The sequence below is a fragment of the Micromonospora sp. ANENR4 genome, from assembly GCF_015354395.1.
GTDB lineage: Bacteria > Actinomycetota > Actinomycetes > Mycobacteriales > Micromonosporaceae > Micromonospora > Micromonospora aurantiaca.
On record NZ_JADKYQ010000007.1, the window covers coordinates 114,970 to 129,824 of the forward strand.

At 72.7% G+C, this 14,855-nt stretch carries 9 protein-coding genes; 4 read left to right on the forward strand and 5 right to left on the reverse strand.

The window, feature by feature from the left end; all coding sequences use genetic code 11:
- Window positions 1-148: 148 nt before the first annotated feature.
- Window positions 149-4,546 (reverse strand): S8 family serine peptidase, encoded by a 4,398-nt coding sequence (locus tag IRY44_RS14035; protein WP_194800840.1) that lies wholly within the window; start codon window positions 4,544-4,546, stop codon window positions 149-151.
- Between the two features lie 260 nt (window positions 4,547-4,806).
- Between IRY44_RS14035 and IRY44_RS14040 the strand changes: the two genes are divergently transcribed.
- The 3 genes from IRY44_RS14040 to IRY44_RS14050 all read left to right on the forward strand — a co-directional run bounded on the left by IRY44_RS14040 (window position 4,807) and on the right by IRY44_RS14050 (window position 10,313).
- Window positions 4,807-5,376, forward strand: coding sequence for a winged helix-turn-helix domain-containing protein (locus IRY44_RS14040; protein WP_194800841.1), 570 nt, complete (start codon window positions 4,807-4,809; stop codon window positions 5,374-5,376).
- 21 nt (window positions 5,377-5,397) lie between these two features.
- Window positions 5,398-6,843, forward strand: coding sequence for a cryptochrome/photolyase family protein (locus tag IRY44_RS14045; protein WP_228532070.1), 1,446 nt, complete (start codon window positions 5,398-5,400; stop codon window positions 6,841-6,843).
- Window positions 6,844-7,082: 239 nt separating this feature from the next.
- Window positions 7,083-10,313, forward strand: coding sequence for an Ig-like domain-containing protein (locus tag IRY44_RS14050; protein WP_194800842.1), 3,231 nt, complete (start codon window positions 7,083-7,085; stop codon window positions 10,311-10,313).
- Window positions 10,314-10,376: 63 nt separating this feature from the next.
- Here IRY44_RS14050 and IRY44_RS14055 read toward each other — a convergent pair whose 3' ends face one another.
- The 3 genes from IRY44_RS14055 to IRY44_RS14065 all read right to left on the reverse strand — a co-directional run bounded on the left by IRY44_RS14055 (window position 10,377) and on the right by IRY44_RS14065 (window position 13,012).
- Window positions 10,377-11,423 carry a zinc-dependent alcohol dehydrogenase family protein gene (locus IRY44_RS14055; protein WP_194800843.1) on the reverse strand — a complete coding sequence of 349 codons (1,047 nt, stop codon included), beginning with the start codon at window positions 11,421-11,423 and terminating at the stop codon, window positions 10,377-10,379.
- 345 nt (window positions 11,424-11,768) lie between these two features.
- On the reverse strand, window positions 11,769-12,488 hold the full coding sequence (locus IRY44_RS14060) for a hypothetical protein (protein WP_228532108.1): 720 nt from the start codon (window positions 12,486-12,488) through the stop codon (window positions 11,769-11,771).
- Window positions 12,489-12,493: 5 nt separating this feature from the next.
- Entirely contained in the window at window positions 12,494-13,012 is a 519-nt protein-coding gene (locus tag IRY44_RS14065; protein WP_269696473.1) for a SigE family RNA polymerase sigma factor, read from the reverse strand.
- A gap of 121 nt (window positions 13,013-13,133) precedes the next feature.
- Here IRY44_RS14065 and IRY44_RS14070 point away from each other — a divergent pair, with 121 nt between their 5' ends.
- Window positions 13,134-13,928: a DUF3152 domain-containing protein gene (locus IRY44_RS14070; RefSeq protein ID WP_194800845.1), complete on the forward strand. Its 795-nt coding sequence runs from the start codon at window positions 13,134-13,136 to the stop codon at window positions 13,926-13,928.
- 71 nt (window positions 13,929-13,999) lie between these two features.
- On the opposite strand, the gene IRY44_RS14075 is transcribed toward IRY44_RS14070, so the two are convergent.
- On the reverse strand, window positions 14,000-14,827 hold the full coding sequence (locus IRY44_RS14075; RefSeq protein ID WP_228532109.1) for a DUF72 domain-containing protein: 828 nt from the start codon (window positions 14,825-14,827) through the stop codon (window positions 14,000-14,002).
- Window positions 14,828-14,855: the final 28 nt, after the last annotated feature.

Consider the following 14,855-nt stretch of genomic DNA (forward strand, 5'->3'; position numbering starts at 1 on the left):
GGGGCTTGTGGGGTGGCGTGGGCGGATGCTCGTTCGGGCAGCTGCCGGCCGGGAGCCGGGAGCCGTGGTGGTCTCCACTCACGGACCAACAGGAGTGGGACGACCCGCCCGGTGTGTGCCGGGCGGGCCGTCCTCGTCGGTGCTGAGGTCAGCAGCGGGTGGGGGAGAGGGTGAAGTCCTCCACCGTGGGCGTGCTGCTGTTGATCTTCGTCTGGCGCGTCTGGGGCTTCCAGCCGTCCTTTGCGACGATCAGCGTCAGCGGGTTGTTGCGCCGGTCCATCCAGTAGGCGTACCGGCCCTGGGCGTCGGTGGTGAAGGTGTACGAGTTCGCCCAGGAGTCGACCTGCACTGTCACGCCTGCCAGCGGCGCGGTGGCGCCCTGGCAGCTCTTGCCGAAGACCGTGCCGGACAGCTTGCCCCAGGTGGTCGGCGGCTGCGCGATCATCGTCACCGTCACCGGCTCCACCGTGTACGGGGTGTTCTCCTTGATCACCACTGATGCCGAGTACGTGCCGGGCTGGTCGACGTTCGCGGTCATGCCGACCGTGACGGTCACCTTCTCACCCGGCGCCAGCGTGACCTTCGACTTGTCGACGGTCAGCCAGCTCACGTCGGCAGTGCCCTCGGCGCACTCGCCGAAGCCGGGCAGGACCTCGCTGTCCTTGGTGGCCGTGAAGCCGCCCGACGAACCACCGATCTTGTAGAACCCGCAGGCCGCGCCACCCCGGTAGCGGGGGGCGTTGGCGTTGGGCAGGTTGGCCCACGAGTTGGTCGCCGGGTCGAACGCGAAGCCGGCGTTGGTGATGGCGCCGCCCTGCGACCCGCCGACGACCAGCAGCTTGCCGCCTGCGACGGCGTACGAGGAGGCCCAGCTGTCGGCCGGCGCGTCCGGGATGGCGGTCCAGGCTCCTGCGGCCGGGTCGAAGGCGTAACCGACCTTCTGCGACGTGGTGCCGTCGTTGCCGCCGGTGCAGTAGACGGTGCCGTCGATCCCGCCGCAGGACAGGAACGCCACCGACTTCGGGTACGCCGGCAGCGTCTCCCAGGCGTCGGCGCCCGGGTCGTACCGGACCACCGAGTTGGCCATCGGCGTGCAGCTCGCGGTGGTGCAGCCGCCGATCGCGTACAGCTTGCCGTCCGCGACCGCCTGGCCGGCCGCCGCGCGCGGCGCCGGGTTGTCGGCCTTGCGGGTCCACGTGTTCGCCGCCGGGTCGTACGAGAAGGTGGCGGCGTCCGGACCGGCGGCACCCCAGCCGCCGGTGGCGATGATCTTGCCGTCGATCACGCCGACCGTCATGGCGTTGCGCGCGCCGGGCAGGTCGGCGATCCCCGTCCACGTCTGGGTGATCGGGTCGTACTTGTAGTTCTTGGCGCTCGACGCGGTGCCGTCGCCACCGGCGATGGAGTAGACGGTGCCGTCGACGTTGACGACCCGGTTGTCCATCACGTTCGCCGGGTAGCCCGGGATGGTGGTCCAGGGGTCCGCCTGCGGTGCGGCGGCGGCGATCGCGTTCGACGACTTGCCCGACGAGCGGGCCGCGAACGACGTGGCGGCAGTCAGCCGTTGCGCCGGCGCGCCGGTGGAGCCGAGCAGGGCCTGCTCGGACAGCTGGGAGCCGTCGGCCCGTTGCAGTACGAACCCGCCGTCGCGCTCACTGAACTCGGCGGTGACCGGGGCCCCGCCGGTGTTCGTGACGGTGAACGTCTTGCTGACCTTCCCGCTCGGCATCCGGACCGTGCCGGTGATCGAGGTCGGCTTCACCGACAGCCGGCCGGCGGCGAGCTGGAAGTTGGCCGCGGTGGCCCAGTCCTCCTCGACCGTGACCTGCTTGGTCTGGCTCACGTAGTTGCCCGCGCCGGCGGTGAACGGGTGCGTCCCGGTCAGCGAGGAGAACATCCAGTAGAAGCCGTCGGGCAGCTCGGTGTCGTCGGGCGTGGCGACCGTGGTGGCCTTCTCCGCCGGACGGTCCTTGCTGGTCACCGTGGCGCCGTTGACGTAGCCGTTGTCGTTCTTGTCGCGGACGTGGCCGAGCACCAGGCCGCCCGTGACCGGCTTGCAGACGAGCTTGCTGCCGATGAGGACGTTGTCGACCTGCCACCACCATTCCCAGCTCGCCTCGTAGTAGTGGAAGCGCACCCGCACCTGCGACTGGCCGGCCGCCTGCGGGATCGGCACCTCGGTCACCCGCGGGCCGCGCACGTCGGCGGCCTGCCGGAGCACGTTGCTCCACGTGGTGCCGCCGTCCAGGCTCAGGTCGACGTCCGCGCGGTCGCTGTTGAGCCAGTTGTAGTCCTGGTTGAAGCGGATCACCGGCGTGGTCACGCCGGTCAGGTCGACCACCGGGCTGACCAGCGACGTGTCCTGCTGCCCGCCGCTGCCGTAGTTGTCGCTGTCGATGATGGCGAAGTTGCCGCTGCCGCCGGTCAGGTTGCCGCGCTCACCGGCGTCGGTGAACTCCCAGACCTGGCCGGTGCCGGCGTTGTCCACCACGCTCCAGCCGTCCGGGACACCGGTGCCGTCGAACGTCTCGTACTCGCCGTCGGAGCTGACTGTGTAGCCGGGGGCGGTGGTGCACGCCTCCGGGTTCGCCTGCACCGCGATGTTGGCGGTCACGTTGCCCGTGCCGACGGTGACCTCCTTCGTGGTGGTCAGGTAGCCGGCGTACTGCGGTTCGACAGTGAGCCGGTAGGTGGCCCCGGACGGCAGCGACAGGCTGTAGTGGCCGGTCGCCGGCGTCGTGTAGTCGGAGATCGGCGTGCCCTCGACGCTCACCTTCGCGTACAGCGGCCAGCCGTGCCCGGACCCGTCGGTGACCTGCCCGCTGACCGTGACGCTGGGTACCGCGGTGAGCGCGACGTCGAGCGTGGTGGTCGTGTTCGCGGTGATCGTCGCGGACAGCGTGCGGGTCGCGTACCCGAAGGCCGAGACGACCACCTGGTAGTCGCCGGCCGGCAGGAGCGAGGAGTACGTCCCGTCCGCGCCGGTGGTCAGCGTGCGGTCCGCCGGGCCGGTCAGGGTGACGGTCGCGCCGGCGATTTCGGCACCGGTGGCGGCGTCGGTGACCTTGCCGGCCAGCGTGCCGTTGTCGCCGATCGGGGCGGCGGCGAGCAGCGCGAGCGCGTCCAGGCGGCCCTCACCGTAGACGTTGTTGTCGTCGGTGGTGCCGCCGCACTGGGTGTCACCCTTGTCGATGGCCGCGTCGTCGAGCAGCGCGCGGGTCGCCGTGACGTCCCCGACCAGGGTGGGCGCCGCCGACCAGAGCAGCGCGATCGCGCCGGCCAGGTGCGGCGCCGCCATCGAGGTGCCGCTGATGCTGGCGTACGAGTCGGTCGGCACACTGGAGCGCACGTTCACACCCGGCGCCGAGATGTTCGGCTTGATCTCGCCGTTCTGCCCGGTGCCCCGGGACGAGAAGCTGGCGATGTTGTTGTTGATGTCGTACGCGCCGGCCGAGTAGTTGCTCGCCAGGCTGCCCGGCGAGCCGCTGGTCTGGCAGGACGGGCCGTTGTTGCCGTTGGACCAGACGCCGAAGATGCCGGAGGCGTTCCACGCGTCGGTGACGTCCTCCATGAACGGCTCGTTCGACGGCGTCCTGGTGCCCCACGAGTTGTTGATGATGTTGGGGCGCTTGCTGGCGTCCGGGTTCTGCCCGTCGAGGTCGGTGGGCTCCAGCATCCACTGCCCGGAGGAGATCAGCGCGGCGTCGGACGGGCAGCAGCCGTTCGCGGCGATCCACTTGACCTCGGGGGCGACACCGATCTGGTTGGCCCCGTCGGCGCCGGCCATGGTGCCCATGGTGTGCGTGCCGTGGCCGTCGGAGTCGCATGGTGCGGTGGCGCACTCGCCGGCAGCGTCGAACCAGTTGTAGTCGTGGTCGAAGGTGCCGTCACCGTTGTTGCCGCGGTAGGCGTTCACCAGCGCCGGGTGGTCGAACTGGACGCCACTGTCGATGCTCGCCACGGTGATCCCGGCGCCCTTGACGCCGTACTGGGACCAGACGTCGTCGGCGTTGATGTTGGCGATGCCCCACTCCAGGGCGTTCGCCGACTTCTCGTCGGTGCCCTTCGTGGTCTCCGGCAGCTTGTACTCCACCGGTGCGTACAGACCGTCCACCTCGGAGTGGGCGGCGAAGTTCTGCGCCATGGTCAGCGACCCGTCGGTGACCTTGATGGCGTTCGTCGCCCAGAAGGTCTGGTACTTCGTGCCCGAGCGGTCCAGCTCGGCCCGGATCTTCGACTGGCTGTCGGCGGCGGTCTTCTTCAACGCCGCCGCGACGGCGGCGCCGCGCTCGTTCCAGTCCTTGATCGCGGCGGCCTTGCTCAGGTCCGCCTCGGCGCCGAAGTGGATCCAGAAGTCGCCCTCGCTCTTGCCCTGGAGCTGCCGGGTGAGTTCGGGGCGGATCTTGTCGCCGGCCGACGCGCCCGCGCCCGTCTCCGCCTGTGCCGCGGTGCCGGTAGCGGCCAGCGCGGTGGCGGCGAGCACCAGGGCGGCGCCCGCGCTCACCAGCCGCCGGGCCGGGCCCCATCTGTGTGGACGTCTCAGCATCGGTGCTGCCTCCTGTTCCGATGACCCGCTGATGATCGAGCCATGGCAGAAGGGCCAGGAGACGTGCTCTCCCGACTACGACACCGGTGTGAAAAGAACCCCCCCAGGCCCCCTAGGCGCCGTGCGGGTCTGCGCCGGACGCCTGAGTGGACACTATGATCGACAGTGAGGAACGATCAATGACCGTACGTGAGCAACATGTCACCAACAGGTCCCCGGTTAGAGCGGCCTGTTGACAGTTTTTGTCACGGTGGGGCGCGGTGACGACTGACGGCACGAACGCGGCGAACTCCGGCACCGACCCGTCGGAGCGCCCATTCTCGCTCGTCATCGGGGTGACGTCGTCCCCGGCCGAACGGCTGCGGCTGACCGAGTTGCTGGACGGCGTCGCGCCCCTTCTGATGGTCACCGATCTGGACGAGCTGCGCGAGTTGATCACCGATGCGCCGGCCTCGGCGCACGCGCCCGCACCGGCCGTCGCGCCGGCTGCGCCAGTACCCCGGGACAAGCCCGCGCCGGACGGCGCGCTGGTCATCGACGCGGCCCGGTCGACCGCCCGGTGGGGCAACCGGGAGACCGCCCTGACCCGGCTGGAGCGTGACCTGCTGACCTGCCTGACCGTCGAGCCGGTACGGGTGTGGAGCTACGCCGAACTGCATCACGCGGTCTGGCACGACGCGCCGACGCACGGCCGGGCCGACGTGCAGTCCCTGGTGAAGCGGCTGCGCCGTAAGCTCGACGAGCTGGGCACCGGCGTCACCATCGCGGCGGTACGCGGCGTCGGCCTGCGGCTGACCGACCACCGCCACCCCCGGGTACGGGGCGACTGACCACACGCCCACTGTGAAGGGATGGCATTGGCACCCTGGCGCTGGCTCCTGGCGGATCAGGCCGGACCGCACTTCCTCGACGACGACTCGCAGCGGGTCCTGCTGGTGGAGGCGCGGTCGCTGTTCGCCGCCCGGCCGATGCACAGGCAGAAGGCACACCTGATCCTGTCCACGCTGCGGCACCGCGCCGCCGGACTCGGCGACCGGGCACGGCTGGTACGGGCCGACACGTTCCGCGAGGCGCTCACCGGGCTGGGCGAGCCGGTCGAGCTGGTGCACCCGGCGTCCCGGGCGGCGTTGGCGTTCGCCAGTACCGTGGACGGGCTGACAGTGCTGCCGCCGCGCGGATTCGTCACCGATCGCGCCGACTTCGCCGCCTGGGCCGACCGGCGGCGCGGCCGGCTGCGCGTCGACGACTTCTACCGGTACGCCCGCGAGCGCCACGACGTGCTGCGCGACCTGCCCGCCCCGGCCCGCCGCCGCCGTGCCCGGCCACCGGTCGACGTGCCGCCGCCCCCGCCGGTCGTCGAGGACGACATCGACGCGCAGGTCCGCCGCGACCTGGACCGCTGGGCGGAGGAGGGGATCCGGTTCACCGGCCGGGACGCGCCGCGCCGTCACCCCGCCACGCACGCCGAGGCGCAGGACCGGCTCACACACTTCCTGACCCATCGGCTGCCCGCGTACGCCGACACCCACGACCTGCTCCGCGACGGTGACGGACTGCTCGCGTACAGCGCGCTGTCGTCCTCGTTCAACAGCGGCCTGCTCGACCCGGAACCGGCGATCCGGGCCGCCGAACGGGCCGGCCGGGACGGCGCCGCGCCGCCCGCCGCGGTGCATCGGTTCGTGCGCGGCCTGCTAGGTTGGCGCGAGTTCTTGTGGCAGCTCTACTGGTACTTCGGGCCGCGGTTCCGGGGCGCCGGCTGGCTCGGCGCCGCGCAGCCGCTGCCGGAGTGGTTCGACCGGCTCGACGCCGACGCGGTGGAGGCCCGCTGCCTCGCCGGCGTGCTCGCGGGCGTCCGGGACACCGCCTGGGCGCACCACACCGCGCGGCTGACGGTGCTCGCCAACTACGGCCTGCAACGCGGCTGGCGTCCCGCCGAACTGGCCGACTGGTTCCGCCGCAGCTTCGTCGACGGCGCGGACTGGGTCATGAACGCCACTGTCATCGGCATGAGCCAGTACGCCGACCTGTCCCGCATCGACACCCGGCCGTGGGCGTTCGACGGTACGCACCTGTTCCGGATCGGTGCCCCGTGCGCCGGCTGCCGGTACGAGCCCGACGTGGCGCTCGGCGACACGGCGTGCCCGTACACCGGGGGTTTCGAGGCGTTCTGGCACCGCAACCGGGAGCGGCTCGCGGCCGATCCCGGGCTGGCGACGGCGCTTGCCGGACGCGACGAACCGCGTCGCCGCGACGCGGTGCTGGCGCAGGAGGACAAGCGCGGCGACGAGGCGCCCTGAGCCCGCCGCGACGGTGATGTCGCGGACCCGACGGCGCACGGCCGGACGGTGACAGCCGGTGACCCGATCGGTGGAGGCGCCCTGCCGGTGTGGCCGGAATTGATGGCGACCGGTCGATTACCGGTGCGGCACGTATCGCGAGAAGTCTTTGCCTCCTACGGTGGCGTCCGGCACGCGGACGGAGGGGACTCGGGAATCACCCGAGAGGGCCGTCCCGGCGGACAGGGAGAGTTGTCTCGATGCGAGTCTGGCTTCGCGCAGTGGCGGTCGTCGCCGCCGGCGCGGTCGTGGTGGCGGGAGTGCCGGCGCTCGCCGCCACCGTCACCGTGCGGGACGCCGGCGTGGCCGGCCACACCGGCGCACAGGCGACGGGAAGCAGCGCCGCGCTCGGCGCCGCGCGTACCACAGCGACCCGTGCGCTGGTCACCCCCGGCGACACCCGGCTGATGCCGACCACGCCCCGCACCGACACGCCGCGGATCACCAACGGCGAGATCACCGACATCGAGGTGATCGGCAACCGCGTCTTCGTCGCCGGCACGTTCACCTCGATCGCGAACGTCGGCGGGTCCGCGATCGCGCAGAAGTCCCTGGCGTCGTACAACCTGGACACCGGCAAGGTGGACACCGGGTTCAAGCCGGTCATCGACGGCGCGGTCGCCGCGGTGGAGGCGTCGCCGGACGGCTCGTCGCTCTACATCGCCGGCGCGTTCAACACGATCAACGGCGTCACCAAGCGCAAGATCGCCCGGCTGAACCCGACCACCGGCGCGCCGATCGCCGCGTTCACCGCCACCGCCAACGCGCGGGCCACCGCGCTCGCGGTCAGCGGCAACGCGGTCTACGTCGGCGGCCAGTTCGCCACCGTCAACGGGGTCAGCCGGAGCGGCCTCGCAGCGCTCAACCCCACCACGGGCGCCGTCGACACCGGCTTCAACCTGCCGCTCACCGGCGGCATCGGCGTCGGCGGCATGCTCACCGTGCAGCAGCTCAAGCTCACCCACGACCGCAGCAAGCTGCTGGTCGTGCACACCGGCCGCCAGATCGCCGGCCAGGACCGTTACGGCGTGGCGCTCATCGGTACGGCGAGCAAGGCGCTGCTGCCCTGGCGTACCCGGCTGTGGGAGGACAACCTCTCCTTCGTCGGCGGCATCCAGCGCGTCTTCGCCGGGGACATCGCGCCGGACGACTCGTACTTCGTGGTCACCAGCGGATCCGGCGGCGACCGCCCGCCGATCAACGACACCGCCATCGCGTACTCGCTGACCGGAAACGACAACGTCGAGCCGCTCTGGATCTCCCGGCACTTCGACAGCATCTACTCGGTCGCGATCACCGACACCGCCGTCTACGTCGGCGGCCACTTCAGCTGGCAGGAGTCGCCCACGTCGAACGTGCCGTGGCCCGGCCTGGACAACGTCGGCTACGGCACCGGCCAGGGGCTCAGCGGCTACGGCCTCGGCGACCAGGTGGTCCGCCGCGACCACCTCGGCGCCCTCGACCCGCTCACCGGCACCGCGCTGGAGTGGAACCCCGGCTCCAACTCGTACGAGGGCGAGAAGGCGATGCTCGCCACCTCGCGCGGCCTGCTCGTCGGCGGTGACGGCAACGTCAAGGGCGGCAAGACCACCGGCCGGGTGGCCTTCTTCGACCTCTCCAAGGAGCCCGCGCCCGCGGCGCTGGACACCACCATCACGACGCCGATCGAGGGTGCGGTGAAGCCGGCGGGCGAGTCGTTCACGATCAGCGGTCAGGCGCTCGCCCCGGCCGGCGTGGCCCGGGTCCAGCTGGAGATCCAGGACCGCAACAGCGGCAAGTACCTCCAGGCCGACCTGACCACCTGGGGCGCGTTCAAGGCGATCAACACGACGGTCGCCGCGCCGAACGCCACCTCCACCACGTGGAGCCTGCCGGTGACGCTGCCGGCCGGGGTCTACCAGTTGCAGGCCAAGACGTTCGACCGCAACGGCGCCGGCGACACCACCAAGGCGGTCAAGAAGATCGAGGCGTTCCGCTTCGACGACCTGCCGCCGACGACCCGGATCAGCTCGCCGGCGGCCGGCCTGGTCGCCACGCAGACGTTCGTGGCCTCCGGCACCGCCACCGACGACAAGGGCGTCAATTCGCTGATCTACTCGTTCCGCACCCCGGACAACAGGTACCTGCAGGACGACGGCACCGTCGCCGCCGTCTACAACACCTTCCGTGGCGAGCCGGACGTGATCGGCGCGACGTCCACGACCTGGCAGTACGAGGTCACGCTGCCCGCCGAGGGACAGTGGAAGATGACCGCCACCGCCGTCGACACGACCGGGCAGAGCGACCTGCGCGGCGACACCCGCGACTGGACCGTCTCCGCGAACGGCGTACCGCCGACGGTGGCGATCACCTCGCCGGTGGCGATGACGCCGCCGGGCAACGCCGTGCCGTTCACCGTCGCGCCCGGCGGGACCGTCACGTTCGCCGGTTCGGCGAGTGACGACGACGCGCTCAAGTCGGTCGAGATCTACCTGCGCAACAACACCACCCGCGAGGCGCTCGCCAGCGACGGCACGTGGGGCGCCGACTCGGTCGCCGGTTACCACCGGATCTCCCCGACCAACCTCGACGCCGCGACGTTCGACTGGTCGTTCACCACGGTGCCGCTCACCCCCGGCGTCTACGACTTCCGGGTACGGGCGACCGACAGGCTCGGCCTGACCACGTCCAGCACCAACATGGGCCGGCTCACCGTCACCGCCCAGGTGCCGGGCGACGCGTTCCCGAACGGGCTGCTCGGCTTCACCGGCACCAACCAGGACATCGACCAGCTGCACCTGGACCTGGCCGGCACGGCGACCGACGACAAGGGTGTGCGGGCGGTCCGGATCGCGCTGCGCGACCTCGACACCGGCCGGTACGTGCAACCGAACGGCACGATGGCCGCCGCGTTCGCCACGGTCGACGCGACGCTCGCCGCGCCGGGCGCGACCAGCACCGCGTTCACGCTCTCGATCGACCTGCCCACCCGGGGCACGTACAGCGTCGAGGCGTGGGCCGTGGACACCGCCGGTCAGCAGGACAACTCGACGAGCGGCGCGACCGCCCGCTACCTGGTCTACCCGGGTGACACCGACCCGACGCTGGAGCCGAGCATCACGCCGGTCGAGGGTCAGGCGTACACCGGTGGCCGGATCGTGGTCACCGGCCGGGCCGTGGACGACGGCGGGATGCAGAAGGTCGAGGTGCAGATCGGCAACAGCGCCGGGCAGGGCATGAACTCGGCCGGCACGTTCGGCCGGGCGGGCGCGCCGACCAGCTGGCCGTGGATCGCCACGTTCCTCACCAGCCCGGGCTCGCCGGGGTCGAACTTCGCGTACACGTCACCGGTGATCCCGGCCGGCACGTACACGGTGACGATCCGCGGCATGGACAACCGGGGGCAGTACCAGCAGCCGCCCCGTACCGTCACGGTGACCGTCACCGACTGACCGGACGGCCTCGCGGGCCGGTCCGCGCCGGGTCTCCCGGCGCCGGGCCGGCCCGTGCCCGTCTCAGGGCCGGATCAGGCACATCCCGGCGGTGGCCGGCCGGTCCATCGTGGCCAGCGCGTCAGGGGCGGCGTCCAGGTCGATGGTGCGGGTGACCAGCTCGGCCGGGCGCAGCACCCCGGCGGTGACCAGCCGCAGCATCTCCGGGTACGCGTGTGCCGGCATGCCGTGGCTGCCGCGCAGCTCCAGCTCGTACGCGATCACCAGGTCCATCGGCAGCGCGGGCCGGCCCTGCGCGGCGGGCAGCAGCCCGACCTGCACGTGCCGGCCGCGCCGGCGCAGGCCCTCGATCGACGCCACGCAGGTGGCGTGACTGCCGAGCGCGTCCAGCGACAGGTGGGCGCCCCCGCCGGTGGTCTCCCGGATCGCGGCGGCCACCTCGCCCGGACCGCCGAGCGCGCTCGCGTCCACGCAGACCGCGGCGCCGCTGCGGCGGGCCAGTTCCAGCGCGCCGGACGACACGTCCACCGCCACCACCCGCGCCCCGCTCGCCGCCGCGACCATCACCGCGGACAGGCCGACGCCGCCGCAGCCGTGCACCGCCACCCACTCGCCCGCCGCGACCCGGCCCTGCGCGACGACGGCCCGGAACGCGGTGGCGAACCGGCAGCCGAGCGCGGCGGCGGCCGCCTCGTCCAGCTCGTCCGGCAGCCGGACCAGGTTGACGTCGGCGTGCCGTACCGCGACCAGTTCGGCGAACGAGCCCCACCCGGTGAAGCCCGGCTGGGTCTGCCGCTCGCACACCTGCTGGTCGCCCGCGAGACACGAGGGGCACCGCCCGCACGCGCAGACGAACGGCGCGGTCACCCGGTCGCCGGGCCGCCACCCGCGCACGTCCGCGCCGGCCGCCACGACGACACCGGCGAACTCGTGCCCCGGTACGTGCGGCACGCGGATGTCCGGGTCGTGGCCCTGCCAGCCGTGCCAGTCGCTGCGGCACAGGCCGGTAGCGCCGACCCGGACGACCACCCCGTCCGGCGCCGGCGCCGGATCATCCACCCGGCAAACCTCCGGCCGCACCCCGAACCGCTCGAACACCACAGCACGCATGCCCCGATCCTCACACCCGCCCACCCCACCCTCGCCCCGCACCCTCACCCGCTCCCCGCGATCTTGCACTGCGGCCCGGTTGATGTCGCGAATGTCCAATCTGACCGGGCACGAAGTGCAAGATCGCCGACGAGGGGCCGAGGGTCCAGCCGCCTTTCTCACCTGAAGGAGCGGCGGTCTGCATTCTGAGGGCAGTCGTGGATCTTGGTACGAGAGCGCCCTCATAGGGGCTGCGACTGCCCTCCTCCCGCCGGTGATCAAGGAGTTTGTGTCCTCAGCAGGGCGATGTCCGCCCGCAAACTCCTTGATCACCGGGCACAGGAGGGAGGGACAGGGAGGGAGAGGCTACAGGCGGCGGCCCTGGGAGGTGCGGGCGGTGATGCCGTCCAGGGGGGTTCCCGGGGTGAGGGTCTTCGGGTCGAACCAGAAGATCACCACCTGGGGGTCTTCGCTCCAGCGGACCAGCTTCGCCTCGACCTGCCGGCCGTCGACAGTCCCGACGATGCGGGCCGCCGGGCCGACGAAGTAGCCGAACGTGGGGATCGTCGTGTCGGTGGGCGCCCGCTGCTGGTCGTACCCGATCTCGTGGAAGCCCGGCCGGCGGTCGCTGCCGGTCACGTCGTTCACCAGGAAGTCGGAGGTCAGGCGGCCGTCCGGCGCGCGCCGCCCGGCGACCAGGCCGATCGTCACGCGCGGCAGCTCCGGCACGTCGACCGGGACCATGAAGAACACGCGCGCGTCGGCGCCGTACCGGATGCCGCTGTCCACGACCGTTCCGAGCGGTTGCGGCGGCGCCTTGGTCGGGGCCGGCGCGGCGGTCGGCGTGGGCGGCGGCGGGCCGGGCGACACGGTGGCGACCGGCTCCCCGGGCGGGAGGTCCGGCGGGCCGGACCGCGTCGCCACGGCGTCGACACCGACCGCCACCGCGACCGTCGCCACCGCCGCCGCGACCCCGGCGCCGATCCGCCGGCGGCGGCGCAGCCGGCGTCCCCGGCGCATGATGTCCGCGATGTCCAGGCCGTCGGCCCGTTCGGTCGCCCGCATCGCGCGGCGCAGCTCGTCCATCTCGGTCACCGGCACGTCTCCTGCGGTCGGGGCGCGGACAGACCGGCGGTACGCAGCTTCTCCAGCGCCCGGGACGAGGTGCTCTTGACGGTGCCGACGGACACGTCGAGTTCGCGGGCCACCTGGGCCTCCGGCAGGTCGAAGTAGTGACGCAGGACGACGACGGCGCGTTCGCGCGCGGTGAGCGTGCCGAGCGCGGTGACCAGCCACCGCCGCGTCGCCACCTCCTCGGCCAGGTCGCCTCCGCGTCGCTCCGGGAGGTCCTCGCTCGGGTACTCGCGGATCGGCCGCCGCCAGGTGTCGACGAGGTGGTTCACCAGCACCGACCGGGCGTAGCCGTACGGATCGCCGTTGCGGATCCGGGACCACGACGCGTACGTGCGCACGAGCGCGGTCTGGGCGGCGTCCTCGGCGTGGTGGTGGTTGCCGGTCATGAGGAAGGCGGCGTGCGTCAGCCGCGCGGAGGACGCCCGCGCGAACTCGACGAACTCCGCGTCACCCCGGGCCATGCCGGTCCTCTGCACCTCTCACCCCGGTAGGGACGTGCGGGACGCGGAAAAGGTTGAGTCCCCGCCGGACCAACTTTCGCGACTGGCCACCCGTCCTCATCCCCGCGCCCCCGACCGGGCGCCGAGGGGAGACGAGATGACCAGGACCGTGGACCGGACGCGCGGCGGCGCGGCGGTGATCGCGCTGACGGTGGCGCTGGCCGGGTGCACACCGGCCGTGGCGGACCAGCCCGCAGTCGCGCCGTCCGGGCCGGCCGGACCGTCGGCCGCCGGGCCGGCCGTGTCGGCGGCAGCGCCCGTCCGGCCCCGGCCGGCGCGGATCGGCTATCCCGCCGAGGGCGGCAACCGGTGGCGGTTCGCCGCCGCCGAGCCGGCCACCACAGGGGGTACGGGTCGGCTGCTGCGCTACCGGGTGGCGGTGGAGCGCGACATCACCGGCCTGCCAGCGGCCGAGTTCGGGGCGCAGGTCACCGGCATCCTCGTCGGACCGGGTGGCTGGACGACCGACGGACGGATCGCCCTGCGCCGCGTCGGCGCCCGTGAGCCCGCCGACTTCACCGTCTACCTCGCCACCCCCGGTACGCGCGACGACCTGTGCGGGGACGGTCTGGACCGGTACACGTCCTGCCGTAACGGGGACCGGGTGGTGGTGAACGTGGCCCGCTGGGTGCTCGGCGCGCCCGCGTACGGGAGCGACCTCGCCGCGTACCGCCGGTACGTGGTCAACCACGAGGTGGGCCACCGTCTCGGTCAGGGGCACGAGCGCTGCCCGGGGCGGGGCCGCCCGGCGCCGGTGATGCAGCAGCAGACGCTCGGCCTGCACGGCTGCACCCCGAACCCGCTGCCGTTCCTGCGTGGCGAGCGGTACGCGGGCCCGTCCGGCGCGTACGACGACCGCCTGCCCCCACCGGAGGGCGGCCGGCCGGGCTGAGTGGGACCGCCGGCGGGTCATGCGCCTCGCGCGGCGGCCGGGCCGGCGCCGGCGGCGATCCCATCCGGCGCTCAGAACAGCGTGGCCGGGCCGACCGGCTCCGGCTCGGGCAGCGGCGCGAGCCCGGGAACGCGCTCGCGGACCTGGTCGTGGAAGCGGCGGGCCAGCTCGGGCGCGTCCGCGTTGTCCGGCGTGTGCACGAACACGGTCGGCGAGCGGCCCTCCCGCAGCCAGCCGGTGACCACGTCCAGCCACGGCTGCCAGCCCTCGACGGTGCTTGCCGGGTCGTCGCGGCCCAGGTAGCGCACGATCGGCCGGTCGGTCAGTGCCCGGGTACGCAGCGGGAGGCGTGGCTTGCGCGTCCACGCCTCCCGCTCGGCGTCGCTGGTCGGCGGCGTGCGGAAGAACGCCGTGGTGTCGAACGGGATCCACTCGGCGCCGGCCCGGTGCAGCGTCGCCTCCAGCGCGCGTACCGCACCGGCCTCGGTGAAGAAGGCGGGGTGGCGGACCTCGACGGCGTACCGGTGACCGCTGGGCAGTGTGCGCAGGAACCGGTCGAGGTCGGGCACGTCACCGGGGCCGAACGAGCCGGGCAGCTGGATCCAGAGCGCGTCGGCCCGGGGCCCGAGCGGCTCCATCGCGTGCAGGAACGCCCGCAGTTCCGCCTCGCCGCCGGTGAGCCGGCGCTCGTGCGTGACCACCTTCGGCAGCTTCGGCAGGAAGCGGAAGCCCGGATCGGTCTGCTCGGCCCAGGACGCCACCGTCTGGCGGGCCGGGGTGGCGTAGAACGTGGTGTTGCCCTCCACGGCGTCGCACCACCCGGCGTACGCGCGCAGCCGCTCGTGCGCGGGCAGCGGATGCGGCAGGAAGCGGCCGGACCAGGACTTGTGCGTCCACATGGCACAGCCCACGTGCAGGCGCATCCCG

Bases quoted from the DNA above. Each gene is read 5' to 3' on its own strand.
- IRY44_RS14035 (WP_194800840.1), bottom strand. From the start codon at position 4,546: ATGCTGAGACGTCCACACAGATGGGGCCCGGCCCGGCGGCTGGTGAGC.
- IRY44_RS14045 (WP_228532070.1), top strand. From the start codon at position 5,398: ATGGCATTGGCACCCTGGCGCTGGCTCCTGGCGGATCAGGCCGGACCG.
- IRY44_RS14050 (WP_194800842.1), top strand. From the start codon at position 7,083: ATGCGAGTCTGGCTTCGCGCAGTGGCGGTCGTCGCCGCCGGCGCGGTC.
- IRY44_RS14055 (WP_194800843.1), bottom strand. From the start codon at position 11,423: ATGCGTGCTGTGGTGTTCGAGCGGTTCGGGGTGCGGCCGGAGGTTTGC.
- IRY44_RS14060 (WP_228532108.1), bottom strand. From the start codon at position 12,488: ATGGACGAGCTGCGCCGCGCGATGCGGGCGACCGAACGGGCCGACGGC.
- IRY44_RS14070 (WP_194800845.1), top strand. From the start codon at position 13,134: ATGACCAGGACCGTGGACCGGACGCGCGGCGGCGCGGCGGTGATCGCG.
- IRY44_RS14075 (WP_228532109.1), bottom strand. From the start codon at position 14,827: ATGTGGACGCACAAGTCCTGGTCCGGCCGCTTCCTGCCGCATCCGCTG.